This window comes from Streptomyces sp. NPDC002896 (genome assembly GCF_040295225.1).
Taxonomy (GTDB): Bacteria; Actinomycetota; Actinomycetes; order Streptomycetales; family Streptomycetaceae; genus Streptomyces.
Genome location: NZ_JBEOVA010000001.1, coordinates 152,409 through 175,982 on the forward strand (window position 1 = coordinate 152,409; position 23,574 = coordinate 175,982).

The following is a 23,574-nucleotide window of genomic DNA, read 5'->3' on the forward strand; positions in this document are numbered from 1 at the left end:
CAGTGGTGGGCCGTAGGGTTCTTGAGCAGTGGGGACGGCCGTTGGGGTGGCCGTGGCCGGGGATGTCGTCTGCATCGGTGCATAGGTTCATGGGGGAGTCATGAGCAAGACCGTTACCGCCGCTACTGAGCTCGAGGAAGAACTGCGTCAGGGCTCGGACCTGGCGCTGGACCTGCCGCAGCGGCTCCTGGACGAGGAGTTCGGGCACGGCGCCGTGATGCGCTTCGAGGACGTCGACTTTCCGCGGGCCCTCACCCATGAGCCGACCCGCCGCTTCCTGAAGGACGTCGGACTGCCCGAGGACGGGTTCGTGTTCCAGCTGGACACGGACGTGCCGCTGCCGACACTCGCCGAGTACTACGCGGACGACCGGCTCGACGCCGCCGCGGACCACGTCCTCCCGGAGTGGGCGTCGCAGCTGATCCGCCTCGGGCGCCTCGTCGAGGGCACGGACCTCGTCGTCGACGGGACTACCGGCGCGATCCTCGGCTGGAGTGCCTGCGACGGCACTCCACGCCCGCTCGACGCCGACATATCCACGCTGGTCTGGACCCTGTGGCTGATACACCGCGAGAGGGCCGCCGACGTGGCTCCTGCCTAGCCGGTGCCATGTGGAGGCCGAAGGCTCCGGAATCCGCCCGGTGCCGGCCCGCCGGGCCGAGGTCAGCCGGCGAGGCAGGCCAGCTCGATGGTGTGTCCGGTGTGCTGGGCCTTGGCCTGCAGGTAGCGCACGTTGCTGTCGGTGGCGAAGACGCCGGTCGGCACGGTGGTGCGTACCGAGATACCGAGCTCGTCCAGCTGTCGCGCCTTGTCGGGGTTGTTGGACAGCAGATCCAGTTTCCGGATGCCGAGGGCGGTGAGCATCTGGGCGGCGGCGGTGTAGTCGCGGGCGTCCTCGGGCAGGCCCAGAGTGGTGTTGGCCTCATATGTGTCCAGGCCGGTGTCCTGGAGTGCGTAGGCGTCGAGCTTGTTGTAGAGACCTATGCCGCGGCCCTCCTGGCGCAGATAGAGCAGGATTCCGCCGGCGGCGTCGATGCGCTGGACGGCCTCGCGCAGCTGAGGGCCGCAGTCGCAGCGAGCGGAGCCGAACACATCCCCGGTCAGGCACTCGGAGTGCAGCCGCACCAAGGGGGACTCCGAGGCGGTGGGGTCGCCCAGGACCAGCGCCACATGCTCGGCGCCGTCGGCAAGGCCGTGGAAGGTGACAGCCTCGGCGGTGACCGCGTAGCCGTCGGCGAAGCGCAGGGGGATACGGACCCGGGTGCGCACCGTGGCGTCGGCAGGGGTGGCGTACATCGCGTCTCCGATGGTCGAACGATCAGACTCGATTCAAATTTGAACGAGTGGGCGCCACCGTACACAGCGGTTTGAATTTGAACAACCCGTGTAGGGTGGAGACATGGGTCACCCGAGATGGCTGAGCGAGGAAGAGTTCCGGGCCTGGCAGGCCTTCCTCGCTGCCGGCGCGCTGCTGAACCGGCGCCTGGACCAGCAGCTCAAGGACGAGGTGGGCCTCTCGCACCTGCAGTACGAGATCCTCGTCCGGCTCTCCGCCGAGCCCGGGCACGAGATGCGCATGACGGAACTCGCCGACTCCCTGTTCAACACCAAGAGCGGACTGACCTACCAGATCACCCAGCTGGAGAAGGTCGGACTGGTGCAGCGTCGCGCCTGCACCTGGGATGTGCGCGGAGTCAAGGCGGTCCTCACCGACGCCGGACAGGAGACGCTCAAGCGGGCGGCCCCGGGCCATGTCGCCACCGTCCGCGAGTTGCTCATCGACGTCCTCACCCCGGAACAGCTCACCGCCCTCGCCGACGGCCTCGGCGAGGCCAGTCGGCGCATGTGCGACGGGAACGCCTCGGGCACGTCCTCCAGGAACAGCTGCAGAGGCGCGACGGACGGCAGGTAGGGCGGTCCTCTGTCGGGAGGACCGCCCTACCTGTATCCCTGGTCAAGGGCACAGAAGCCGTGATCGGAATCGAACCGACGTAACTCGCTTTGCAGGCGAGCCCCTAATCCACTCGGGCACACGGCCTTGCCGGAATTTCCGGACCATGGGGAGCATCCGGAGCTTCTGGAACTTCATGTCTCGGGCTCGACGTCTCGAACTCGATGTCTTGACGGTAGGGGGCCGGGCACAAGGGGCTCAAGGGGCGCGCGCGGTCTGCAATGGGACTGCCATACGGCGTTCATGGACGGACACATTCCAGGCGGGAGGGAGGGGGATCGGAATGGAGGGGGCCGAGAAGACCGAGAAGGTCGTAGGACCAAGGAACCAGCCGGTCATGGCCTCCAGACAGGAGCCATCCCAGGCTGTGGCCCTTACTGTTGCGGTCATGACCGCCCGGGAACCGCGCGACACCGACGTCGCCGAGACTGTCGTAGCCGCTGCCGACGCCGCTCCGGCCGATGCCGCCGGCGTGGGAGGCGGGGACGGTGGCCGTGAGGGCGTGCTCGGCCGCTCCCATCGCGCCCTCAGCATCGGCATCGTCTCCGTCGTCCTGCTGATCGCCTTCGAGGCGACCGCGGTCGGTACCGCGATGCCCGTGGCCGCGAGTGACCTGGACGGTGTCTCGCTCTACGCGTTCGCGTTCTCCGGGTACTTCACGACGAGCCTGTTCGGGATGGTGCTGGCCGGCCAGTGGGCGGACCGGCGCGGGCCGCTGGCGCCGCTGACGGCCGGTATAGCGGGCTTCGCGGCCGGGCTGCTGCTGTCCGGCACGGCGGGTGCGATGTGGCTGTTCATCCTGGGTAGGGCGGTTCAGGGGCTCGGCGGCGGGCTGGTGATCGTCGCGCTGTATGTGGTCGTGAGCCGCGCCTACCCGGAGCGGCTGCGGCCGGCGATCATGGCGGCGGTCGCGGCGAGTTGGGTGGTGCCGTCCGTGGTCGGCCCGCTGGCCGCGGGGGCGGTGACCGAGCACCTCGGCTGGCGGTGGGTGTTCATCGGCATCCCGGTACTCGTCGTGCTCCCGCTGGCCCTCGCCCTGCCGCAGATACGGCGCCGGGCGTCCGGGCCCCCGGAAGGGGCCGTTCCGGCGCCTTTCGACGGACGGCGCATACGGCTGGCGCTCGGTATCTCGCTCGGCGCGGGACTGCTGCAGTACGCCGCCCAGGACCTGAGGTGGTTCTCGCTCGCCCCCGCCGTGGCCGGGGCCGCGCTGCTGGTCCCGGCCGTCCTCGGCCTCCTTCCGCCCGGCACCTGCCGGGCGGCGCGCGGCCTGCCGTCCGTGGTGCTGCTGCGCGGCGTGGCGGCCGGGTCCTTCATCGCGGCGGAGTCGTTCGTACCGCTGATGCTGGTGACCCAGCGCGGGCTGTCGCCGACGCTGGCCGGGATGTCGCTCGCGGCGGGCGGTGCGACGTGGGCGCTGGGCAGCTGGGTCCAGGCCAGGCCGCGCGTGGAGCCCTACCGGGAGCGGCTGACGGTGTTCGGCATGGTGCTGGTCGCGGTGGGGATCGCGGTGGCCCCGAGCGTGCTGATACCGGCGGTGCCGGCCTGGACGGTCGCCGTCGCCTGGGCCTTCGGGTGCTTCGGGATGGGGCTGGTGATCTCCTCCACCAGCGTGCTCCTGCTGAAGCTCTCGCCGCCGGAGGAGGCGGGTGCGAACTCGGCCGCGCTGCAGATCTCGGACGGTCTGTCCAACGTCCTCCTGCTCGCGGCGGGCGGCGCCGCCTTCGCCGCGCTGGGCGGGGGCGCGGTGGGCGCCGCGGCGTCGCTCGCGCACGGGGCGGCCGAAGCGGCGCAGGGTTCGCACCCGGCGGCGTTCGCCACGGTGTTCCTGCCGATGGCGGTGGTGGCGCTGGCGGGGGCTTGGGTGGCCACGCGTCTGGGTCGGCCTGCGGCGGCGCGGCTGTCACGGGAGGGAGCCGACACCAACCTCGGCTGAGCGGATCACTCCACTCGCAGAAGCCTTGCGAGGGCGTCGTGTGACGCATGTCGCAACCGACTCAAAAGCGGCGTCGTTGACCCATGGGGCAGGTGAGCTCACCGGTAGGGTGGCCCGGTTGTCATACGTAGCCGAACCCGACAGAGCCGAGCCGCCCAACCCCCCACCGGAGACCGTGACTACCACCGCCGCCACCGCCGCCACCAGCTCCTCCTCCTCACATCACCTCTCTCCCGCCTTCCCTGGCCGTGCCCCCTGGGGTACGGCCAACAAGCTGCGTGCCTGGCAGCAGGGGGCGATGGAGAGGTACATCCAGGAGCAGCCGCGCGACTTCCTCGCCGTCGCCACGCCCGGCGCCGGCAAGACGACGTTTGCGCTGACCCTGGCGTCCTGGCTGTTGCACCACCATGTCGTGCAACAGGTCACGGTGGTCGCGCCGACCGAGCATCTGAAGAAGCAGTGGGCCGAGGCGGCCGCCCGGATCGGGATCAGGCTCGACCCGGAGTACAGCGCGGGCCCGCTCGGCCGTGAGTACCAGGGCGTCGCCGTCACGTACGCGGGCGTCGGAGTGCGGCCCATGCTGCACCGCAACCGCGTCGAGCAGCGCAAGACACTCGTGATCCTCGACGAGATCCACCACGCCGGCGACTCCAAGTCCTGGGGCGAGGCGTGCCTGGAGGCCTTCGAGCCGGCGACCCGGCGCCTCGCGCTCACCGGTACGCCGTTCCGGTCCGACACCAACCCGATCCCCTTCGTGACGTACGAGGAGCGGAACGACGGAATCCGGCGGTCGGCGGCCGACTACACGTACGGATACGGGAGTGCCCTCGGCGACGGCGTCGTCCGGCCCGTCATCTTCCTCTCCTACAGCGGCAACATGCGCTGGCGTACGAAGGCGGGCGACGAGATCGCGGCGCGGCTCGGCGAGCCGATGACCAAGGACGCGATCTCGCAGGCCTGGCGGACGGCCCTCGACCCCCGCGGTGAGTGGATGCCCAGCGTGCTGCGCGCCGCCGACCAGCGCCTGAACGAGGTGCGCAAGGGCATACCGGACGCGGGCGGGCTCGTCATCGCGTCCGACCAGGAATCGGCCCGCGCGTACGCCAAGCTGATCCGCGAGATCACCGGCTCCAAGGCCACGCTGGTCCTCTCCGACGACGCGGGCGCCTCGGACCGGATCGACGAGTTCAGCAACAACCAGGACCGCTGGATGGTCGCCGTCCGCATGGTGTCGGAGGGCGTCGACGTGCCGCGGCTGGCCGTCGGCGTGTACGCGACGACCATCTCGACACCGCTGTTCTTCGCCCAGGCCGTCGGACGCTTCGTGCGCTCCCGCCGCCGCGGCGAGACGGCGTCCGTCTTCCTGCCCACCATCCCCGACCTCCTCGGCTTCGCCAACGAGATGGAGGTCGAGCGCGACCACGTGCTCGACAAGCCGAAGAAGGAGGGCGAGGAGGACCCGTACGCCGAGTCCGAGAAGGAGATGGACGAGGCGAACAAGCAGCAGGACGAGGACACGGGGGAGCAGGACATGCTCCCGTTCGAGGCGCTGGAGTCCGACGCCGTGTTCGACCGGGTGCTGTACGACGGCGCGGAATTCGGCATGCAAGCCCATCCGGGCAGCGAGGAGGAGCAGGACTACCTCGGCATTCCGGGGCTGCTCGAGCCCGACCAGGTCCAGATGCTGCTGCAGAAGCGGCAGGCACGGCAGATCGCGCACAGCCGTAAGAAGCCCGCCGAAGAGGCCGACCTCGTCGAACTGCCCGCCGAGCGGCGGCCTGTTGTCACGCACAAGGAGCTGCTGGAGCTGCGCAAGCAGCTCAACACGATGGTGGGCGCGTACGTCCATCAGAGCGGCAAGCCACACGGAGTGATCCACACGGAGCTGCGCCGGGTGTGCGGCGGGCCGCCCAGCGCGGAGGCCACGGCGGGGCAGCTGCGGCAGCGGATCGCCAAGGTGCAGGAGTGGGCTACGCGGATGAGGTGACGCCGCCCTGGACTTCTCGATGGCGAGGGCATCCGTCGTTGTGAGCTGCGCCGAGTTATCCGACATTTCGGGCAAATCTGGCCGACATGTGCAGTTACTGACCGGATTCTGGACGGTGTCTTCCGCTGACCGGACTGGCTCGCTACTGTCCCGGCAACGCGCACGCTTCGTGGCAGCGCCGCCGCGGAGCGCAGCCGGTGCCCAGCCCGGGTCGACCCCGGGCCGCTTGCATACCGGCGGCTCCTGACTGCGTCGCCGAGGGACCGGTGGCGCATCCGCCGTGAGGGGCCGTCGACCCTCACCACTAAGGAGTGGGCGTCGTGACCGCGGAGACATCCCAGACGCTCGACCGGGGACTTCGTGTCCTCAAGCTGCTCGCCGATACCGACCATGGCCTCACCGTCACCGAGCTCTCCAACAAGCTCGGGGTGAACCGCACGGTCGTGTACCGGCTGCTCGCCACGCTCGAGCAGCACGCACTCGTACGCCGTGACCTCGGCGGCCGGGCGCGTGTCGGGCTCGGCGTGCTGAGCCTGGGGCGCCAGGTCCACCCTCTGGTGCGTGAGGCGGCGCTGCCCGCGCTGCGCTCGCTCGCCGAGGACATAGGCGCGACCGCGCATCTGACGCTGGTGGACGGCGCCGAGGCGCTCGCCGTCGCGGTCGTCGAGCCGACGTGGACCGACTACCACGTGGCGTACCGCGCCGGGATCCGGCACCCGCTGGACCGGGGTGCGGCCGGGCGGGCGATCCTCTCGGCGCGGCAGGGGGCGATGAACGGGCCCGGGTTCACGCTTGCCCACGGGGAGCTGGAGGCGGGGGCGGGGGCGAGTGGGGCGGCTGCGCCGCTCACCGGGGTCACCGGGATCGAGGGCAGTGTCGGTGTGGTGATGCTTTCGGACTGTGTGCCGGAGCGGGTCGGGCCGCGTGTCGTCGACGCGGCCCGGGAGGTGGCGGACGCCCTTCGCTGACCTTCGCCTCCCGGCGGGGCTCGGCCCACAGCAGTACCGGGCTTTGGCCGAGCGGCCAAAGCCTGGCTTCCGTTTCTGGCTGATCTTCTCACCGCTGAACCGTCCTCCTTTCGCATCATCAGGGCCTGGCAGCCGAATGGTGGCGGAGTGGTGGAGGGAGCAGTGCTGTGGAGACGGTCCGTGCGCATCCGGAGGCGGGGGAACAAGGCCGGTTGGCGACGCGGTTGACGCGGCGTCAGGAACTGGGGGAGCTGGTCGCCGAGGCGTCGGGCAGTCCGCTGCGGCGGACGATGGGGCTGAGCCAGCTCACCCTGCTCAGCGTCGGCGCCACCCTCGGTACCGGCATCTTCGTCGTGCTCGGCGAGGCGGTGCCCGAGGCCGGTCCCGCGATCATCGTCTCCTTCGTGCTCGCCGGTGTGACCGCGCTGTTCTCCGCGCTGTCGTACGCCGAGCTGGCCGGCATGATCCCCGGCTCCGGCTCCTCGTACAGCTATGCCTATGCCACGCTCGGCGAGCTGGTCGCCTGGGTGTGCGGCTGGTGTCTGATCCTGGAGTACGGCGTCTCGGTCGCGGCCGTCGCGGTCGGCTGGGGGCAGTACGTCAACGAACTCCTTGAGCTGACCGTCGGCGTCACCCTCCCCGACTCGCTGAGCGCCCCGCCCGGCGACGGCGGCGTACTGAACATCCCGGCCGCGCTGATCGTCGTACTCGCCATGGTGGTGCTGCTGCGCGGTGCCCGGGAGAGCGCCCTCGCCAACACGATCATGGTGGCCGTGAAGGTCGCCGCGCTGGTGATGTTCTGCGCGGTCGCCTTCACCGCGTTCCGCGCGGGCAACTTCCAGCCGCTGTTCCCCCTCGGTGCGGCCGGTATGAGCGCGGGCGCGGCCTCGCTCTTCTTCTCGTACATCGGCTTCGACGCCGCCTCCACGGCCGGTGAGGAGGCGAAGAACCCGCAGCGGGACCTGCCGCGGGCGATCATCCTGTCGCTGGTGCTGGTCACCGCGCTGTACTGCCTGGTCGCGGTGGCGGCGCTGGGCGCCATGCCGTGGCAGAAGTTCGAGGGCACCGAGGCCACGCTCAGCGAGGTCCTCGTGCAGTCGGTCGGCGGCGGCGAGCTGTGGCCGATCCTGCTGTCCGCCGGCGCGGTCATCGCGACGACGAGCGTCGTGCTCACCGTGCAGTACGGGCAGATCCGCATCCTGTTCGCGATGTCGCGGGACGGCCTGGTTCCGCCGCTGTTCGCCAAGGTCCACCCGAGGACCGGGGTGCCGCGCGCCAACACCGTGATCGTCTCCGCCTTCATCGCCGTGCTCGCCGCACTGGTCCCGCTCGGCAGCCTCGCCGACGCCACCAGCATCGGCACCCTCTTCGCCTTCGCGCTGGTCAACGCGGCCGTGGTCCTGCTGCGCCGCCGCAACCCCGACGCGCCCCGCAGCTTCCGCGTGCCGTTCTCGCCGGTGGTGCCGATCCTCGGCGTCGCCTTCTGCGGCTACATGCTCTTCAGCCTCGGCGCGGACACCTGGATCGCCTTCGGTGCCTGGATGGCGGTCGGGCTGGCGATCTACTGGCTGTACGGCATCAAGCATTCCAAGCTCAACAACCGCGGCGGCGACCCCGCCTCCGACAGGGCCAGGCTCACTGCTCCACGGCCCTGAGCCCGCCCAGCGTCCGCAGCTGCAGCCACAGCACCAGGCGTTCGTCCGGGTCGTCCAGGTCGATGCCCACGTGCTGCTGGGCCTGCCTGAGCCGGTAGCGGCAGGTGTTGGGGTGCACGGCGAGCAGGCGGGCCGCGCCCGCCATGTCGCAACCGGCGTCCAGCCAGCAGATCAGGGTGCGCGCATAGTCGGTGCCGTGCGCCGCGTCGTACGCCGTCACGCGGCGCCACGCTCCCGCGGCCAGCTCCCGTCGCTCGCCCATGAGGTCGGCGAGCCGCAGCAGGGTGACGCGGGGCCGTACCTCGTCGACGGTGGCCACGGGGAGGTCAGGGCCGAGGACCCGGAGCACCAGGTCCGCGTCGTCCCGTGAGGCCGCGACCTCCGCGAGGCCCGCCGCCACCTCGCCGAGCCCGGCCCGCACCGGCACCCGCAGCGCCTGCCCGGCCTGCCGCACGATGTCCTCGACGAGCCGCTTGTGCCGTCCTCCGGCCCCTCCGGCCCGGAGCCCGCCCTGTTCGGCGCCCGGCTCCCCACCCGCCGGGAGCAGCGCGTACACGACACCGTCGACGAGCACACACGCCCGCCGCCCGTAGCGGGCCTCGCACTGGAGGCGTACGAGATCCAGCAGCCGTAGCGCCGTCTGCTCGCCGTCGGGCGGCGACACTGTGCCGTCCAGGACGAACGCGGCGACGCGCACCGGGCTGTCGGGGTCCGTGCCGAAGCCCAGCCGGTGGGCGGCGGTGGCGGGGTCGGCGGTGCCGTCGAGGAGGCGGCGCAGCAGCTCGCCGTGCTGGTGGCGGGCGAGTTCCTGTGCCGCCCGGGTGCGCAGCAGAAGCAGCGCGGCCGTGGACGCGCCCTGGACGAGGGTCTCCTCGGCGTCGGGTGCGAGAGTGCCGTCGTCGACGACCCACATGGAGCCGAGCGTCTCACCGCCCGCGCGCACGGCGACGGCGAGCCGGGGAAGGCTTTCGGCGTCCAGTGCGGGCAGGCGTACGGGCCCGTCGGCGGCGAACACGGTGCGGTACTGCTCGGTGTTCTCCGGGCTGCCCGGTACCTGCAGGCCGAGGATGCCCTGGCGGCGGTCCTCGTCGACGGCCTGCCCGGTCACCGTCGAGTAGGCGAGGATGCGCTGGCGCGGGTCCTCGATGGCGGTGGCGCCGCCCGCGGCCGCGGCCAGCGCGTCGGCGAGCGAGAAGAGATCGCCCAGCGGGGCCCCGCTGCCGGCGGGCGAGGGACGGGCGCCGACGGCGGCCGCGAGCAGCAGATGGACCTGGTGCCAGGCCATGTCGTCCGCCACGGACAGCAGCGCCACGCCATGGGCCTCCGCCTCCGCGACCGGGCCGTCGTCGCCGCGTACGACGACTCCCGTCATGCCCGCGTCGGCGGCCGCGCCCGTCAGCGGTCCGGCCGCGGGCGCGCGCACCCCGACGGCCAGCAGCAGGGCGCCCGGGGCGCGGCGGGGCAGCGGCGTGTGGGCGTCGTACAGCAGGACCTCGGTGACGGGCACGGTCAGCCCGGCCGCGGGCGCGCTGAGCAACCGCACGGTCGAACCGCCGAGCGAGTCCAGCAGATCGCCCAGCGTGCAGACGTCCATGGCAGCTGCCCTCCGTCTCCGTGGTCGGATACTTCCACTGACTGTTGGCCGATTGCATCAGGACAGTACGCAGGTCTTGTACCCATGGACAAAACGAGGGCTGCCGGGACCTTCGAGACTCGGAGTCATGACACGAGTGACGACCTCAGCCGCCTCCGCGAAACCGACGGAGGCCGGCCCGTCCCCCGAGGCGGTCCTGCCCGCGGTACGCGACCTCGCGGCCACCGCCGCACGCACGGCCGGGGTCACCGTGCGCACCGTCGACGACGTCACCGGCATCGCCGCCGTGGCCGACTTCTTCTGCGACGTCTGGAAGACGCCGCGCAGCACCCCGCCCTACCCGGCCGAGGTGCTGCACAGCCTGGTGCACGCCGGGGGCGCGGTGCACGCCGCGTACGACGGGGAGCGGATGGCCGGCGCGTCGGTCGCCGTCTTCGGGCCGCCCGACGCGCGGGACGTGTACTCGTTCGTGGCCGCGGCCGCCGCCTCCGACCGCGGGGTCGGCCACGCGGTGAAGCAGGCGCAGCGGGTGTGGGCGCTGGAGCGCGGTGCCCGCACGATGCGCTGGACGTTCGACCCGCTCGTGGGCCGCAACGCCCGCTTCAACCTGGCCAAGCTGGGCGGCACCGGCACCGAGTACCTCGTCGACTTCTACGGGCCCATGGCCGACGGCGTGAACGAGGGTGACGAGAGCGACCGGCTCACCGTGACGTGGGACCTGGTCGCGCCCGGCACCGGTGACGACACGAACGGCACAGACGACGTCCAGGCCGAGGTCACCTATCGTGCCCCGGACGGCGGCCCCCTCGCCACCCGCGCCCCGGACGGCAGCCGGATCCGGTGCCGCGTGCCCCACGACATCGTGGCCCTGCGCGCCGCCGACCCCGCACTGGCGCTGCGCTGGCGTCATGCCGTACGCGAGGTCTTCACGGCGGCCTTCGCCGAGGGCTTCACGGCGACGGGGATGTCCCGCGACGGCTGGTACACGCTCACCCGTCCCCTCTCTTCTGAAGACCACGGGCAGGACCCGCACCGCACCACCACGGAGGTCCCGCAGGCATGAAGCTCGAACGCGTCGAACTGCTCCATGTGGCGATCCCGCTCGTCACCCCCTTCCGCACCTCCTTCGGGACGATGACCAGCAAGGACACGTTCCTGCTGCACGTCGTCACGGACGAAGCCGAAGGCTGGTCCGAGTTCGCGGCCGACCCCGAGCCGCTGTACTGCTCGGAGTTCGTGGCGGGCGCCGAGATCGTGATCCGCGACTTCCTGCTGCCGCGGATCGCCCCACTCCCCGAGCTCACCGCCGCCGCCCTCGCCCCGGCCATGGCCAAGATCAAGGGGCACGAGCTGGCCAAGGCGGCCGTGGAGACCGCGGTCCTGGACGCCGAGCTGCGCGCCCACGGCATGCCGCTGGCCACCTTCCTCGGCGCCGTCCACGACCGGGTGCCCGCGGGCGTCTCGGTCGGCATCAAGAACTCCGTGCCGGAGCTGCTCGACGACGTGGAGCGCTACCTCGCCGAGGGCTACGTACGCATCAAGCTCAAGATCGAGCCCGGCTGGGACCTGGAGCCGGTGCGGGCGGTACGCGAACGCTTCGGCGACCGGCTGCCGCTGCAGGTCGACGCCAACACGGCGTACACCCTCGCGGACGCCGAGCACCTGCGGAAGCTCGACGAGTTCGGGCTGCTTCTCATCGAGGAGCCGCTGGAGGAGAACAACCTCCACGCGCACGCGCAGCTGCAGCGGCGCATCGCGACGCCGGTCTGCCTGGACGAGTCGCTTCACTCCGCCCGCGACACCGCGTCCGCGATCGCCATGGACGCCTGCCGGGTCGTGAACGTCAAGCCCGCGAGGGTCGGCGGCTATCTCGAGGCCCGGCGCATCCATGACGTCGCGGCCGCACACGGAGTCCCCGTGTGGTGCGGCGGCATGCTGGAGACCGGCATCGGGCGGGCGCCCAACCTGGCCCTCGCCGCGCTGCCCGGCTTCACTCTGCCGGGCGACACGTCCGCCTCCAGCCGGTACTTCGCCGAGGACATCACCGAGCCGTTCGTCCTTCAGGACGGCCATCTGCCGGTGCCGCGCACCCCCGGTATCGGCATTGACCCGCTCCCGGACGCCCTGCGTCGCTTCACGACGGCCCGGCGGGAGCTGTACCGGACGGAGCGCTGAGCGGCCCTGGCCGCCGCAGAGCGGAGAGGCCCCGGTCCCCGCAGAGCGCTGAGAGGCCCTGGTCGCCGCAGGTTAGATTGGCCCTGTGCTCTCTCGTCTCTCACGTCCCAAGGCCGTCGCCGTCTGCGCCGCTCCCGTCGTGGCCCTGCTCGCGACCGCGGTCGTCGCGCCGCTGCCGTTCGCCGTGGCGCAGCCAGGGATGACGGCCGACGTGCTCGGCGAGAACAAGGGCAAGCCGGTGATCACCATCACGGGCGCGCCCACGCGCGACACCACCGGGCAGCTGCGCATGACGACCATCGCGGCGACCGGCCCGGACGCGGACGTGCGGCTCGGCAACGTGCTCGACGGCTGGTTCCGCACGGACCAGGCCGTGATGCCGCGCGACGCGGTCTACCCGAGCGGGGAGTCCACCAAGGAGATCGAGCAGCACAACGCGGAGCAGATGAAGAAGTCCCAGGATGCGGCCACAGATGCCGCCCTGGTGTACCTCGGCAAGGACCCCGACGACGTCCATGTGAAGCTGGAGCTCGCCGACGTCGGCGGCCCCAGCGCGGGACTGCTGTTCACCCTGGGCATCATCGACAAGCTCGACGGCGATGGCGCCGGAGGCGATCTCACGGGCGGCCGCACCATCGCGGGCACCGGCACGATCGACACGGAGGGCACGGTCGGCGCGGTCGGCGGCGTCGCCCTCAAGACGCAGGCCGCCAAGCGCGACGGCGCCACGGTCTTCCTGGTGCCGAAGGCGGAGTGCGCGGACGCGCAGGCGGAACTGCCGAAGGGCCTGAGGCTGATCCCGGTGACGAATCTGAAGAGCACGGTCGAGTCGCTGCGTGCCCTGGAGAAGGGCGGCTCGGTCCCGAGCTGCTGACGCTCGGCTACGCGGGACTTTTCTCACCCCTCCTTGACGAATCCCTCCTGCACCATCCACTCCAGCGCCACCAGATGCGGGTCCTGCCCCTCGACGTCCACCTTCGAGTTGAGTTCCTGCGCCACCGTGTTGTTGAGCTTCTTCGTGATCGGGTCGAGGATCTGGGCGATCGCCGGGTACTTCTCCAGGGTCTTGCTGTTGATCGACGGTGCCGCGTTGTAGTTCGGGAAGAAGTGCTTGTCGTCCTCCATCACCGTCAGGTTCATCCCCTTGATGCGGCCGTCGGTGGTGAAGACCTCGCCGAAGGTGCACGTCCCCTTGGCGACCTGGGTGTAGATGATCCCGGTGTCCATCGTGGTGACGTTGGACGAGGGGATGTCCATCCCGTACGCCTTCTCCATGCCGAGGAGTCCGTCCTGGCGGGAGGCGAACTCGCTCTCCACGCACAGCGTGACCGCCTTCGGGTCCTTCTTCGACAGCGCCGCCACATCCGACAGCGTCCTCGTGCCGTACTTCTTCAGGTTGGCCTGGTTGATCGCCAGCGCATAGGTGTTGTTCAGCTCGGCCGGCGGCAGCCAGGTCAGGCCGTTCTTCACGTCGGCGTCCCGCACGGCCTCCCACTGCTTCTGGGGGTCGGGGATCGGCTCGGAGTTGCCCTGGTACGTGATCCAGGCGGTACCCGTGTACTCGTACATCGCGTCCGCGTCGCCGTTCTTGACGGCCTCGCGGGCGCCGATCGAGCCCTGGATGCCGGTGCGGTCGAGGACGTGTGCGCCGGCCGCCTGGAAGGCGATGCCCATGATGGCGCCGAGGATCAGCTGCTCCGTGAACTCCTTCGAGGTCACGGTGAGATCGGCACCCTCCAGCGGTTTGCCCTGCCCGATCGAGCCGGGCTCGACGTCGTCCGTCATCGGGGAGCCGCTCGCAAGCCCGCACCCCGCGAGCAGCGCACCGGCCACCAGGACGGCGGCCACCCCGCGCAGCCGCCCCCGCATGCCCCCGCGTACCCGTCGCCGCCTCACCGTCGCACCTCCAGACCCCGCGGTCGCAGCACCAGTTCGGCCAGCGACGCCAGCCAGTCGACGAGCAGCGCCAGCGCGACCGTCAGGACCGAGCCGAGCAGCAGCACCGGCATCCGCTGGTTGGTGATGCCGGTGGTGATCAGGTCGCCGAGCCCGCCGCCCCCGCCGAACGTGGCGAGTGTCGCCGTGCCCACGTTCAGCACCAGCGCCGTACGCACGCCCGCCAGGATCAGCGGCACCGCCAGCGGCAGTTCGACCTTCCCCAGTACGCCGAGCGGCGACATGCCGATGCCGCGTGCCGCCTCGATGAGCGTCGGGTCGTTGGCCTTCAGGCCCGCGATGGTGTTGGACAGCACCGGCAGCACGGCGTAGATGATGATGCCGATCAGAGCCGCCTTCTGGCCGATGCCCAGCCAGATCACCAGCAGCGCGAGCAGGCCGATCGCCGGGGTCGCCTGGCCGATGTTGGCCAGCGCGATGGCGAACGGCGCCGCCTTGCGCATCCTTCCGCGGGTCAGCAGGATGCCCAGCGGGATCGCGATGATCAGTACGAAGAAGGTGGAGATCACCGTCAGCGCCACGTGCTGGCGCAGGCGCAGCCACACCACGCCCTCCGCCAGCGCGTTCCTGGAGATCGGGTCCAGGTCGGTGGTGGCGAACCAGATCCAGGTGGCGAGCAGCACGGCCGCGACCACCGCGGGCAGATAGGTGAGCTTCTGCCAGGTCACCCGGGCCGGTTCGCGGGCGCGCACCGCCGCCGCGCCCAGCGTCTGCTCCTGGGCCGCACGCTCCTCCCGCTCCAGAAGGTCCTCGACCCCCTGCTCACCGTCGGAAAGCCCCGTGCCGGGCGCTTCGTCCTTGGGAAGCGTCGTGTCGCGGTCCTTCGGAAGCCTCGGGTCCCTGGGAGGCCTCGTGCCGCGGTCGCCGGGAACGCGTTTCACGCCCTCGCCCCTCCGCCGTCGCCCTCCTGGTCCGCCAGCGTCTGCTGGGCGCGCACCTCCTCCAGCTGGTGCTGGTGCTCGATGGCGTCCAGCCGGTCGGCCTCGAGGAGTTCGTGGACGGAGTTCATGAGCGTCTCCATGTCGACGACGCCGGTGTACTCGCCGCGCCGCCCGGTCACCGCGACCCGGCCCGTGTTGTCGGTGAGGACCGCCTCCAGCGCGTCCCGCAGCGTCGCGTCCCGCGTCACCGTGTCGGCCACGAGCGTGCCCGCCCGGGCCAGCGACCCCTTGGCGCGCATCAGGTCGCCGCGCCGCAGCCACTTGTAGGGGCGGCCGCGCTTGTCGAGCAGCAGGATCTCGTTCGTACTGCCCGAACGGAGCTTGTCGAAGACGTCCTGCAGCGGGTCGTCGATCTTCACCGTCGGATAGTCGGTGATCTCCACATCGCGTACGCGCGTCAGGTTGAGCCGCTTCAATGCCGCGCCCGCGCCCACGAAACCGGACACGAAGTCGTCCGCCGGGTTGGTCAGGATCGCCTCAGGCGTGTCGAACTGGGCGATGCGCGAGCGCTCGCGCAGCACCGCGATGCGGTCGCCTAGCTTGATGGCCTCGTCGAAGTCGTGGGTGACGAAGACGATCGTCTTGTGCAGCTCGCGCTGGAGCCGGATCAGCTCGTCCTGGAGGTGGTCGCGGGTGATCGGGTCGACGGCGCCGAACGGCTCGTCCATCAGCAGTACGGGCGGATCGGCCGCCAACGCCCGGGCGACACCCACGCGTTGCTGCTGGCCGCCGGAGAGCTGGCGCGGATAGCGGCCGTGGAACTCGCCGGGGTCGAGCCCGACGAGGTCCAGCATCTCCTCGACCCGCGCGTCGATCTTCGACTTCCGCCAGCCGACCATCTTCGGTACGAGCGCGATGTTCTGGGCGACCGTCATGTGCGGGAAGAGCCCGGAGGCCTGGATGGCGTACCCGATCTTGCGGCGCAGCTTCACCGGGTCCATGTCGGTGACGTCCTCGCCGGCGATCCTGATGCGGCCGCCCGTCGGCTCGATCAGCCGGTTGATCATCTTGAGTGTGGTGGACTTCCCACAGCCCGAGGGGCCGACGAAGATGACGATCTCGCCCGCCTTGATCTCCATGTTGACGCTGTCCACGGCCGGCGCGGCGCTGCCGGGATAGTGCTTGGTCAGGTTCTCCAGCTCGATGGTGGCGCCCGTCTTGCCGTGGTCCGCAGTGGCGCCGGGCGGGGATGTGACGGCGCCCGACCGGTCCGGTTCACCAGCCGCCCTGGGGTCCGTCGCGGCACCTGGAGTCTCAGACACGGATCCCCCTCGGGATGGTCAGCCGTCCGATGAGGACGTACGCGGCGTCGAACAGCAACGCGAGGACGATGATCCCGAGCGTGCCCGCGAGGACCTGGTTGAGCGCGTTGGCGCTGCCCAGGGACGCGATGCCGCGGAAGATCTCGTTGCCGAGGCCGGGCCCGGAGGCGTACGCGGCGATGGCGGCGATGCCCATCAGCATCTGCGTGGAGACCCGGATGCCCGTCAGGATCGGCGGCCACGCCAGCGGCAGCTCGATCCGCAGCAGCCGGGCCGCCCGCGACATCCCGATGCCCTTCGCCGCGTCGACCAGCGTCGGGTCGACGCCGCGCAGCCCGACGATGGAGTTGCGCACGATCGGGAGCAGCCCGTACAGCGTCAGCGCGATCACCGTCGGCGCCACGCCCAGGCCGACGATGGGGATCAGCAGACCGATCATGGCGAGGGACGGGATGGTCAGGATCGTGGACGTCGTGAGCGTGGCGAGATTGCCCGCCCACTCGGTGCGGTACGTGGCGACGCCGATCAGCACTCCCAGGACGGTCGCGACGACCATGCACTGGAAGACCGCGGAGGCGTGCTGGTACGCGTCCGTGAGCAGCTGCTGATGGGTGCTGCGCACGAAGTCCCAGAAGTTCACCTGATCTCACCCTGCCCTGGCACCGTCCGGTGCCCGCGTCAGGAGTCTCCCGACGCCTGCTCCACAAGCGGGATGATCCGCAGCGGAACGGGATTTTCCATGACGATCGCCGTGGAAGCCCGGACGATGCCATCAAAACCCACAACCCGGTCGATCACACGTTGGAGGTCCGCGTTCGACCGGGCCACAAGGCGGCACAGCATGTCCCCGGTGCCCGTGGTCGTGTGCAGTTCGAGCACCTCGGGGACGGTCGCCAGATGCACCCTGACCTCGGCTCCTTGTCCCTGCCGGATCTGCAGCGTCGCGAACGCCGTGACCGGGTAGCCGAGCGCCGCCGGGTCCACCTCGGGGCCGAATCCGCGGATGACTCCATTCGCCTGAAGGCGGTCCAAACGGGCCTGTACGGTGCCGCGCGCCACCCCTAGTCGCCGCGACGCCTCCAGCACCCCGATCCGGGGTTCCCGCGCGAGCAACACGATGAGACTGCCGTCCAGATGATCGATCGCCATGCCGGCCTCCGATGATGGTCATCCTGTACAGAACGCCCGGCCATCCTGGCTTTCGGGTGGCCATATTGACCAGCAGAACTGCGAACTATTGCGCACCTTGTGGGGCGGGTGGAGCCTGCTGCCATGGCAGCCACTTCCGCACCTCTGCACCCCATTCCGACCACCGCACGCGAGGCCGACCCGTTCCCGGTGAAGGGCATGGACGCGGTCGTCTTCGCCGTCGGCAACGCCAAGCAGGCGGCCCACTACTACTCCACGGCCTTCGGCATGAAGCTCGTGGCGTACTCAGGACCGGAGAACGGGAGCCGCGAATCGGCGAGCTACGTCCTGGAGAACGGCTCCGCGCGCTTCGTCCTGACCTCGGTCATCAAGGCGTCCACCGACTGGGGCCGGTTCCTCGCCGCGCATGTCGCCGAGCACGGCGACGGCGTGATCGACCTCGCCCTCGAGGTCCCGGACGCCCGCGCCGCCTACGCGTACGCGGTCGAGCACGGCGCCCGCGGCATCGTCGAGCCGCACGACGTCAAGGACGAGCACGGCACGGTCGTACTCGCCGCCATCGCCACCTACGGCAACACCCGCCACACGCTCGTCGACCGCTCCGGCTACGACGGCCCGTACCTGCCGGGCTTCGTCGCCGTCGACCCGCTCGTCGAGCCCCCGGCCCGCCGCACCTTCCAGGCCATCGACCACTGCGTCGGCAACGTCGAACTCGGCCGGATGAACGAGTGGGTGGCCTTCTACAACGAGGTCATGGGCTTCACGAACATGAAGGAGTTCGTGGGCGACGACATCGCCACCGAGTACTCGGCGCTGATGTCGAAGGTCGTCGCCGACGGCACGCTCAAGGTCAAGTTCCCGATCAACGAACCGGCCGTCGGCAAGAAGAAGTCGCAGATCGACGAGTACCTCGAGTTCTACGGCGGCCCCGGTGTCCAGCACATCGCTCTCGCCACGAACGACATCGTCGAGACGGTGCGCACGATGCGGGCGGCCGGCGTTCAGTTCCTGGACACGCCCGACTCGTACTACGACACCCTCGGCGAGTGGGTCGGCGACACCCGCGTGCCCCTGGAGACCCTGCGCGAACTGAAGATCCTCGCCGACCGCGACGAGGACGGCTACCTGCTGCAGATCTTCACCAAGCCGGTCCAGGACCGCCCGACGGTGTTCTTCGAACTCATCGAACGCCACGGCTCGATGGGCTTCGGCAAGGGCAACTTCAAGGCGCTGTTCGAGGCAATCGAGCGGGAACAGGCGAGGAGGGGCAACCTGTAACTGCTGTGCCCACGACGCACGACCACGGTCAGTCCGGGGGAGCCGTCATGGCCGGCTCCCCCAACTCCTCCAGCGCCGCCTCGGCCCGAGGCGCAAGCAGCGGCGAGAAGTACGGATTGATCCGCAACGCCTGCTGCAGATGCCGCCGCGCAGCCCCATACCGCCCCAGAGACCGCTCGATCTCCCCCCGGTGATAGGCGAACACCGCACTGATCTGCCCCTGGTCCATCGCCTTGAGCGCGTACGTCAAGGCCTCCTCGTCGTCACCGGCCCGATGCAGCGCCCACCCCAACGCATCCGCGACCTCCGCGCTCTCGTGCCGCCCCCACTCCGCCTGCAGCCGCCGGACGGCTGCCGCCGGATCCCCGTGGTCGGCCTCGAAGAGACCGAGGGTCAGTTCGTCGTTGACACCGCCCGCGCCGTCTCGCCGCACACGGGCGCGCAGGGAGTCGTACTGGGCCAGCGCCCACTTGGCGTCCTCCAGCGACTCGTAGAGCTCGCCCAGCTCAAGGACGTATTCGGGAGCGGGCTGCTTCGCGATCGCGGCCTTGTAGGCGCGCAGCGCCTGCGCTGTCCGCCCCAGTGCCGCCAGCGCGCGCCCCTTCCCGGCGAGGGCCGCGTGGTTGCCGGAGTCGGCCCGAAGCGCGGCCTCGTAGTACCGCAGCGCCTGGGCCGGCTCACCCCGCTCCCACAAGAGCTCACCGGCCCGGTACAGGCCCACGGCCTCCTGCGCCGGCGACCTCGCGAGCACCGTCGCGTCCGACAGTGCCGCGGCCGCGTCCTCGCGCCACCCGCGGTCCCGGTAGACCTGCCCCGCACTGAGCAGCACCGCTGCCCGGGACGATCCGGAGGTGCCCAGTCCGCGCATGGTCTCCAGCGCCTTGGCCGCAGCCTCCTGGTCGCCGAGCTGCCCGTACGCCTCGATCAGCGCGGGATACGTCGTCCACCGCTTGGGCGCCAGGTCGACCGCCTGCTCGCCCCACCGCTTCGCCGTACGGAAGTCATGGCGCGCGTTGGCGAGGGCCGCCAGTCCGGCGAGCGCCTGGACGTTGTCCTGCGGCTTCTCCTTCAGCGACGTACGCAGCGCCGTCTCGGCCTTCGGGAAGTACGCGGCGTCGGCGGTCTGCCGCCCCTGCTCGACGTACGCGGCGCCGAGCACCGCCCAGGACTCCTGGTCCGCGGGGTGCGTGCGCAGATGCGCCACGCGGTCGTCGATGAGGGCGATCAGATCGGCCGTGGAGGCGGGCACCCCCGCGCCCAGGGCGGTCGCCGCCCGCGTGATGGGCCCGGGTCCGGGCGCGGGCAGCGGTGCCTCGTAGCGCTGTCCCGGGAGCGACGGGAGCAGCACCAGCGCACCGCCGGCCACCACACCGCCGAGGACCGCGACGGCCAGCGCGCGTTTCACGGCGCGCGGGAGGCGTCGGCCACGCGACGGCTTCGCCGCGGACTGGGGAGTGGCCCGGGGCCCCGCCCCAGGCGCGGCCGGAACCTGCTGCCGCCCGGCCTCGGACGGCGGACCCTGCTGTCCCTTTTCGATCTCCATGACACAACTGTGCGCCAATACGAAGATCGCATCGCCGCCACACGAACGGCCTCGCCGACGGGTTCACACCGATGGCTGCGGGTGTCACGCTGTGATCATGAGCCGTACTCTCGTCGAACACCTCAGCGCAGGTCTGCCGGCCGAGGCGATCCTCACCGACCCCGACATCACGGCCTCCTACTCCCACGACATGGCGAGCTTCTGCGAGGCGGGCGTGCCCGCCGTCGTGGTGCTGCCGCGCACCGTCGAAGAGGTGCAGCACGTCATGCGCACCGCGACCGAGCTGCGCGTCCCCGTCGTGCCGCAGGGCGCCCGCACCGGCCTGTCCGGCGGCGCCAACGCCACCGACGGCTGCATCGTGCTTTCCCTCGTCAAGATGGACCGCATCCTGGAGATCAGCCCGGTCGACCGGATCGCGGTCGTCGAGCCGGGCGTCGTCAACGCCGCCCTCTCCCGCGCCGTCGGCGAACACGGCCTGTACTACCCGCCGGACCCCTCCAGCTGGGAGACGTGCACCATCGGCGGCAACATCGGCACCGCGTCGGGCGGCCTGTGCTGCGTGAAGTACGGGGTGACCGCCGAGTACGTCCTCGGGCTCGACGTCGTCCTCGCCGACGGCCGCCTCATGCACACCGGCCGCCGCACCGCCAAGGGCGTCGCCGGATACGACCTGACCCGCCTGTTCGTCGGCTCCGAGGGCAGCCTCGGCATCGTCGTACGAGCCGTCCTCGGCCTGAGGCCGAAGCCGCCCCAGCAGCTTGTGCTGGCCGCCGAGTTCGCCTCAGCGGCCGCCGCCTGCGACGCGGTCTGCAAGATCATGGAGGGCGGGCACGTCCCGTCCCTGCTCGAGCTGATGGACCGCACGACCATCCGGGCCGTCAACGCCTTCGCGAACATGGGCCTGCCCGACACCACCGAGGCCCTGCTGCTCGCGGCCTTCGACACCCCCGACCCGGCCGCCGACCTGGCCGCGCTCGGGGCGCTGTGCGAGGCCGCGGGCGCTACCCAGGTCGTACCGGCCGAGGACCACGCCGAGTCCGAACTGCTGCTCCAGGCCCGCCGGTTGTCGCTCACCGCACTCGAGGCCGTCAAGGGCACGACGATGATCGACGACGTGTGTGTGCCGCGCTCCCGGCTCGGCGAGATGCTCGAAGGGGTCGAGCGCATCGCGGAGAAGTACGGCCTGACCATCGGAGTCTGCGCGCACGCCGGGGACGGCAACACCCATCCCACCGTCTGCTTCGACTCGGCCGACGCCGACGAGTCCCGGCGCGCCCGCGAGTCGTTCGACGAGATCATGGGTCTCGGCCTGGAGTTGGGCGGCACGATCACCGGTGAGCACGGTGTCGGGATACTCAAGAAGGAGTGGCTGGCGCGCGAGATCGGACCCGTCGGAGTCGAGATGCAGCGCGCGATCAAGCAGACGTTCGACCCGCTGGGCATCCTCAACCCCGGCAAGCTCTTCTGACCGCCTCGACCCGGGCAAGCTACTCCGACCCCCGGCCGGCGTTCCGCGACAGTGCCCGAAAAGGGGTGCTTCCCGCGGGACCCGCCCGGGGGCGTGCACCGGTCTGATAGATGTGGACCCCAACTCCAGCCCCCGAGCAGATACGGGACGACGGACATGAGCGCCCCAACCCCGGCCCCCGGCGACGACAGGCCCCGCGAAGGCTACTACCCGGACCCGTCCATCCCCGGCTACGTCCGGTACTGGAACGGCGCTGCCTGGGTGCCCGGTACGAGCCGTCCGGCGCCCAGCGACGGCGAGCCCCTGCCCCCGCCTCCCGGTGCGGCCCGGGCCGCTGCGCCCGCCCCGGCCACGCCGAGGGCGGAGGAGACCGGCCCGGTCTTCCTCGACGAGGATCCGTCCGCCCCGAGGGCGATGCCCGGAGAGGCGCAGCACGGCATCAAGCCGGAACCCGCATCGGCGTGGGGCGCCGACGCGTCCCGGCAGACCGGCTTCGGCGGTGACCAGGACCGCCGCGTCTCCTGGGGCTCCCAGCAGCCGCAGTCGGCCGACCCGCGAGTGCCGCGCCCCACGGACGAGCCCGAGAGCGCGGACGCGGGAGGGACGCCCGGCACGGTGCGGATGCGTGCCGTGAAGCCGGGCCCGGCGGCGGGCTCCGGCCCGGCCGCGGGCGGTGACGCGGGCCGGGGCGGCGCACCCACGCCGACGGACGGCACCGTGACCTTCCGTCGCCCCAACGCTGCGGGCCGGCCGGCCGGTCCTGGTGGCGGGAGCGCTTCCCAGTCCGCCGCGTCCGGTGCGGCGTCCGGGCAGAACGCGGCAGCCGCCGCGGGCAGCGACGGCACCATGGCCATCCGGGCGTTCCCCGGAGCGGCCGCCGAGCGCGGTGCGGGCCAGGCCGCCACCCCGACGGCCCCGGCCGCTCCCCAGCAGTCCGCTTCCCAGCAGGCGTCCGCCCCGGCGACGCAGCACTCCGTGCCGACGCCGGGCGCTGCGTCCGCCACCCCCGCCATGCCCCGGCAGCCGGGCACGTCCGCACCGTCCCCGGTGACGTCCGGGCCCGGCGGCGGACAGCCGTCCTGGGCCCAGCAGGTGCACCGCCTTGCGCAGCCCGAGTCCGGCCCGGCGGCGTCCGCGGGCGGCGGCGAGCAGCCGGTCGTGCCGTGGAAGCCGCCGGTCCAGGACCCGTTCCTGGCCGCTGCCCAGGCCCAGGCGGCGGCCCGCCCCGCGGGCCTCGGCAAGCGGTTCGCGGCACGGCTGATCGACACCATCGTCGTCGCGGGCGTGACCGCCGCGGTCGCCGTACCGCTCGCCGCCAAGGCGGTCGACCACATCAACGCCAAGATCGACGCCGCGAAGCTCTCCGGCGAGACGGTCACGGTCTGGCTGGTCGACGGCACCACTGCGGGCTACCTCGGCATCGTCCTCGGCGTTCTCCTCCTCTTCGGTGTCGTCTACGAGGCGCTGCCGACCGCCAAGTGGGGCCGCACGCTCGGCAAGAAGCTGTGCGGGCTCGAGGTGCGGGACATCGAGGAGCACGCGCCGCCCTCGTACGGTGCCGCGCTGCGCCGCTGGCTGGTGTACAGCGTGCCGGGCGTGCTGGTCGTCGGCGTCGTGGGCGTCCTGTGGTGCCTGTTCGACCGGCCGTGGCGCCAGTGCTGGCACGACAAGGCGGCACGTACGTTCGTGGCGGGCTAGATGGTTCCCCGCG

The 23,574-nt window shown here is 71.3% G+C and carries 20 protein-coding genes and 1 tRNA gene; 12 read left to right on the forward strand and 9 right to left on the reverse strand.

Features of this window, described 5'->3' with window-relative positions; all coding sequences use genetic code 11:
* Window positions 1–100 precede the first annotated feature (100 nt).
* A complete protein-coding gene (locus ABT009_RS00560; protein WP_351287792.1) occupies window positions 101–601 on the forward strand; it encodes an SUKH-4 family immunity protein in 501 nt (166 codons plus the stop codon).
* Between the two features lie 62 nt (window positions 602–663).
* On the opposite strand, the gene ABT009_RS00565 is transcribed toward ABT009_RS00560, so the two are convergent.
* Window positions 664–1,296 carry a GTP cyclohydrolase II gene (locus ABT009_RS00565; protein ID WP_351287795.1) on the reverse strand — a complete coding sequence of 211 codons (633 nt, stop codon included), beginning with the start codon at window positions 1,294–1,296 and terminating at the stop codon, window positions 664–666.
* A gap of 103 nt (window positions 1,297–1,399) precedes the next feature.
* On the opposite strand from ABT009_RS00565, the gene ABT009_RS00570 reads away from it, so the two are divergent.
* Window positions 1,400–1,912 carry a MarR family winged helix-turn-helix transcriptional regulator gene (locus ABT009_RS00570; protein ID WP_351287798.1) on the forward strand — a complete coding sequence of 171 codons (513 nt, stop codon included), beginning with the start codon at window positions 1,400–1,402 and terminating at the stop codon, window positions 1,910–1,912.
* A 54-nt stretch (window positions 1,913–1,966) separates the two neighbouring features.
* On the opposite strand, the gene ABT009_RS00575 is transcribed toward ABT009_RS00570, so the two are convergent.
* A tRNA-Cys gene (locus ABT009_RS00575) sits at window positions 1,967–2,038 on the reverse strand.
* A gap of 301 nt (window positions 2,039–2,339) precedes the next feature.
* On the opposite strand from ABT009_RS00575, the gene ABT009_RS00580 reads away from it, so the two are divergent.
* From ABT009_RS00580 to ABT009_RS00595, 4 genes are all read left to right on the forward strand, one after another.
* Entirely contained in the window at window positions 2,340–3,887 is a 1,548-nt protein-coding gene (locus ABT009_RS00580; RefSeq protein WP_351287801.1) for an MFS transporter, read from the forward strand.
* 175 nt (window positions 3,888–4,062) lie between these two features.
* Window positions 4,063–5,874: a DEAD/DEAH box helicase gene (locus ABT009_RS00585; RefSeq protein ID WP_351287804.1), complete on the forward strand. Its 1,812-nt coding sequence runs from the start codon at window positions 4,063–4,065 to the stop codon at window positions 5,872–5,874.
* A 320-nt stretch (window positions 5,875–6,194) separates the two neighbouring features.
* A complete protein-coding gene (locus tag ABT009_RS00590; protein WP_351287807.1) occupies window positions 6,195–6,842 on the forward strand; it encodes an IclR family transcriptional regulator in 648 nt (215 codons plus the stop codon).
* Between the two features lie 167 nt (window positions 6,843–7,009).
* Window positions 7,010–8,497 (forward strand): amino acid permease, encoded by a 1,488-nt coding sequence (locus tag ABT009_RS00595; RefSeq protein ID WP_351287810.1) that lies wholly within the window; start codon window positions 7,010–7,012, stop codon window positions 8,495–8,497.
* Here ABT009_RS00595 and ABT009_RS00600 read toward each other — a convergent pair.
* Entirely contained in the window at window positions 8,478–10,091 is a 1,614-nt protein-coding gene (locus ABT009_RS00600; RefSeq protein ID WP_351287812.1) for a PucR family transcriptional regulator, read from the reverse strand. The two genes, ABT009_RS00595 and ABT009_RS00600, sit on opposite strands and share 20 nt — an antisense overlap.
* Window positions 10,092–10,218: 127 nt before the next feature.
* On the opposite strand from ABT009_RS00600, the gene ABT009_RS00605 reads away from it, so the two are divergent.
* The 3 genes from ABT009_RS00605 (at window position 10,219) to ABT009_RS00615 (ending at window position 13,140) form a co-directional block, all read left to right on the forward strand.
* Window positions 10,219–11,154: a chorismate synthase gene (locus ABT009_RS00605; RefSeq protein ID WP_351287815.1), complete on the forward strand. Its 936-nt coding sequence runs from the start codon at window positions 10,219–10,221 to the stop codon at window positions 11,152–11,154.
* Entirely contained in the window at window positions 11,151–12,266 is a 1,116-nt protein-coding gene (menC, locus tag ABT009_RS00610; protein WP_351287818.1) for an o-succinylbenzoate synthase, read from the forward strand. The genes ABT009_RS00605 and menC overlap by 4 nt, the downstream gene beginning before the upstream one ends.
* An 85-nt stretch (window positions 12,267–12,351) precedes the next feature.
* On the forward strand, window positions 12,352–13,140 hold the full coding sequence (locus tag ABT009_RS00615; RefSeq protein WP_351287820.1) for a S16 family serine protease: 789 nt from the start codon (window positions 12,352–12,354) through the stop codon (window positions 13,138–13,140).
* 23 nt (window positions 13,141–13,163) lie between these two features.
* On the opposite strand, the gene ABT009_RS00620 is transcribed toward ABT009_RS00615, so the two are convergent.
* From ABT009_RS00620 to ABT009_RS00640, 5 genes are all read right to left on the reverse strand, one after another.
* The gene (locus ABT009_RS00620; RefSeq protein ID WP_351288565.1) at window positions 13,164–14,135 is read right to left on the reverse strand and encodes a glycine betaine ABC transporter substrate-binding protein; all 972 of its coding nucleotides are present in this window, start codon (window positions 14,133–14,135) and stop codon (window positions 13,164–13,166) included.
* A 23-nt stretch (window positions 14,136–14,158) separates the two neighbouring features.
* Entirely contained in the window at window positions 14,159–14,929 is a 771-nt protein-coding gene (locus ABT009_RS00625) for an ABC transporter permease (protein WP_351288567.1), read from the reverse strand.
* A gap of 170 nt (window positions 14,930–15,099) precedes the next feature.
* Window positions 15,100–16,425, reverse strand: a complete 1,326-nt coding sequence (locus ABT009_RS00630; protein WP_502989782.1) for a betaine/proline/choline family ABC transporter ATP-binding protein — start codon at window positions 16,423–16,425, stop codon at window positions 15,100–15,102.
* Entirely contained in the window at window positions 16,418–17,065 is a 648-nt protein-coding gene (locus tag ABT009_RS00635; RefSeq protein ID WP_351287823.1) for an ABC transporter permease, read from the reverse strand. Before ABT009_RS00635 ends, ABT009_RS00630 begins: the two co-directional genes overlap by 8 nt.
* Window positions 17,066–17,103: 38 nt before the next feature.
* Window positions 17,104–17,574 (reverse strand): Lrp/AsnC family transcriptional regulator, encoded by a 471-nt coding sequence (locus ABT009_RS00640; protein ID WP_351287825.1) that lies wholly within the window; start codon window positions 17,572–17,574, stop codon window positions 17,104–17,106.
* A gap of 123 nt (window positions 17,575–17,697) precedes the next feature.
* On the opposite strand from ABT009_RS00640, the gene hppD reads away from it, so the two are divergent.
* Window positions 17,698–18,852 carry a 4-hydroxyphenylpyruvate dioxygenase gene (hppD, locus tag ABT009_RS00645; protein WP_351287828.1) on the forward strand — a complete coding sequence of 385 codons (1,155 nt, stop codon included), beginning with the start codon at window positions 17,698–17,700 and terminating at the stop codon, window positions 18,850–18,852.
* A 28-nt stretch (window positions 18,853–18,880) separates the two neighbouring features.
* On the opposite strand, the gene ABT009_RS00650 is transcribed toward hppD, so the two are convergent.
* Window positions 18,881–20,395 carry a tetratricopeptide repeat protein gene (locus ABT009_RS00650; protein WP_351287831.1) on the reverse strand — a complete coding sequence of 505 codons (1,515 nt, stop codon included), beginning with the start codon at window positions 20,393–20,395 and terminating at the stop codon, window positions 18,881–18,883.
* 97 nt (window positions 20,396–20,492) lie between these two features.
* Here ABT009_RS00650 and ABT009_RS00655 point away from each other — a divergent pair, with 97 nt between their 5' ends.
* Both ABT009_RS00655 and ABT009_RS00660 read left to right on the forward strand, forming a co-directional pair.
* Window positions 20,493–21,863 carry an FAD-binding oxidoreductase gene (locus ABT009_RS00655; RefSeq protein WP_351287833.1) on the forward strand — a complete coding sequence of 457 codons (1,371 nt, stop codon included), beginning with the start codon at window positions 20,493–20,495 and terminating at the stop codon, window positions 21,861–21,863.
* A gap of 156 nt (window positions 21,864–22,019) precedes the next feature.
* Window positions 22,020–23,561, forward strand: coding sequence for an RDD family protein (locus ABT009_RS00660; RefSeq protein WP_351287836.1), 1,542 nt, complete (start codon window positions 22,020–22,022; stop codon window positions 23,559–23,561).
* Window positions 23,562–23,574: the final 13 nt, after the last annotated feature.

Coding starts and splice junctions, on each gene's coding strand:
- ABT009_RS00560 (WP_351287792.1), top strand. CDS start 101: ATGAGCAAGACCGTTACCGCCGCTACTGAGCTCGAGGAAGAACTGCGT.
- ABT009_RS00565 (WP_351287795.1), bottom strand. CDS start 1,296: ATGTACGCCACCCCTGCCGACGCCACGGTGCGCACCCGGGTCCGTATC.
- ABT009_RS00570 (WP_351287798.1), top strand. CDS start 1,400: ATGGGTCACCCGAGATGGCTGAGCGAGGAAGAGTTCCGGGCCTGGCAG.
- ABT009_RS00580 (WP_351287801.1), top strand. CDS start 2,340: ATGACCGCCCGGGAACCGCGCGACACCGACGTCGCCGAGACTGTCGTA.
- ABT009_RS00600 (WP_351287812.1), bottom strand. CDS start 10,091: ATGGACGTCTGCACGCTGGGCGATCTGCTGGACTCGCTCGGCGGTTCG.
- ABT009_RS00605 (WP_351287815.1), top strand. CDS start 10,219: ATGACACGAGTGACGACCTCAGCCGCCTCCGCGAAACCGACGGAGGCC.
- menC (WP_351287818.1), top strand. CDS start 11,151: ATGAAGCTCGAACGCGTCGAACTGCTCCATGTGGCGATCCCGCTCGTC.
- ABT009_RS00620 (WP_351288565.1), bottom strand. CDS start 14,135: ATGCGGGGGCGGCTGCGCGGGGTGGCCGCCGTCCTGGTGGCCGGTGCG.
- ABT009_RS00640 (WP_351287825.1), bottom strand. CDS start 17,574: ATGGCGATCGATCATCTGGACGGCAGTCTCATCGTGTTGCTCGCGCGG.
- hppD (WP_351287828.1), top strand. CDS start 17,698: ATGGCAGCCACTTCCGCACCTCTGCACCCCATTCCGACCACCGCACGC.
- ABT009_RS00650 (WP_351287831.1), bottom strand. CDS start 20,395: ATGGAGATCGAAAAGGGACAGCAGGGTCCGCCGTCCGAGGCCGGGCGG.
- ABT009_RS00655 (WP_351287833.1), top strand. CDS start 20,493: ATGAGCCGTACTCTCGTCGAACACCTCAGCGCAGGTCTGCCGGCCGAG.
- ABT009_RS00660 (WP_351287836.1), top strand. CDS start 22,020: ATGAGCGCCCCAACCCCGGCCCCCGGCGACGACAGGCCCCGCGAAGGC.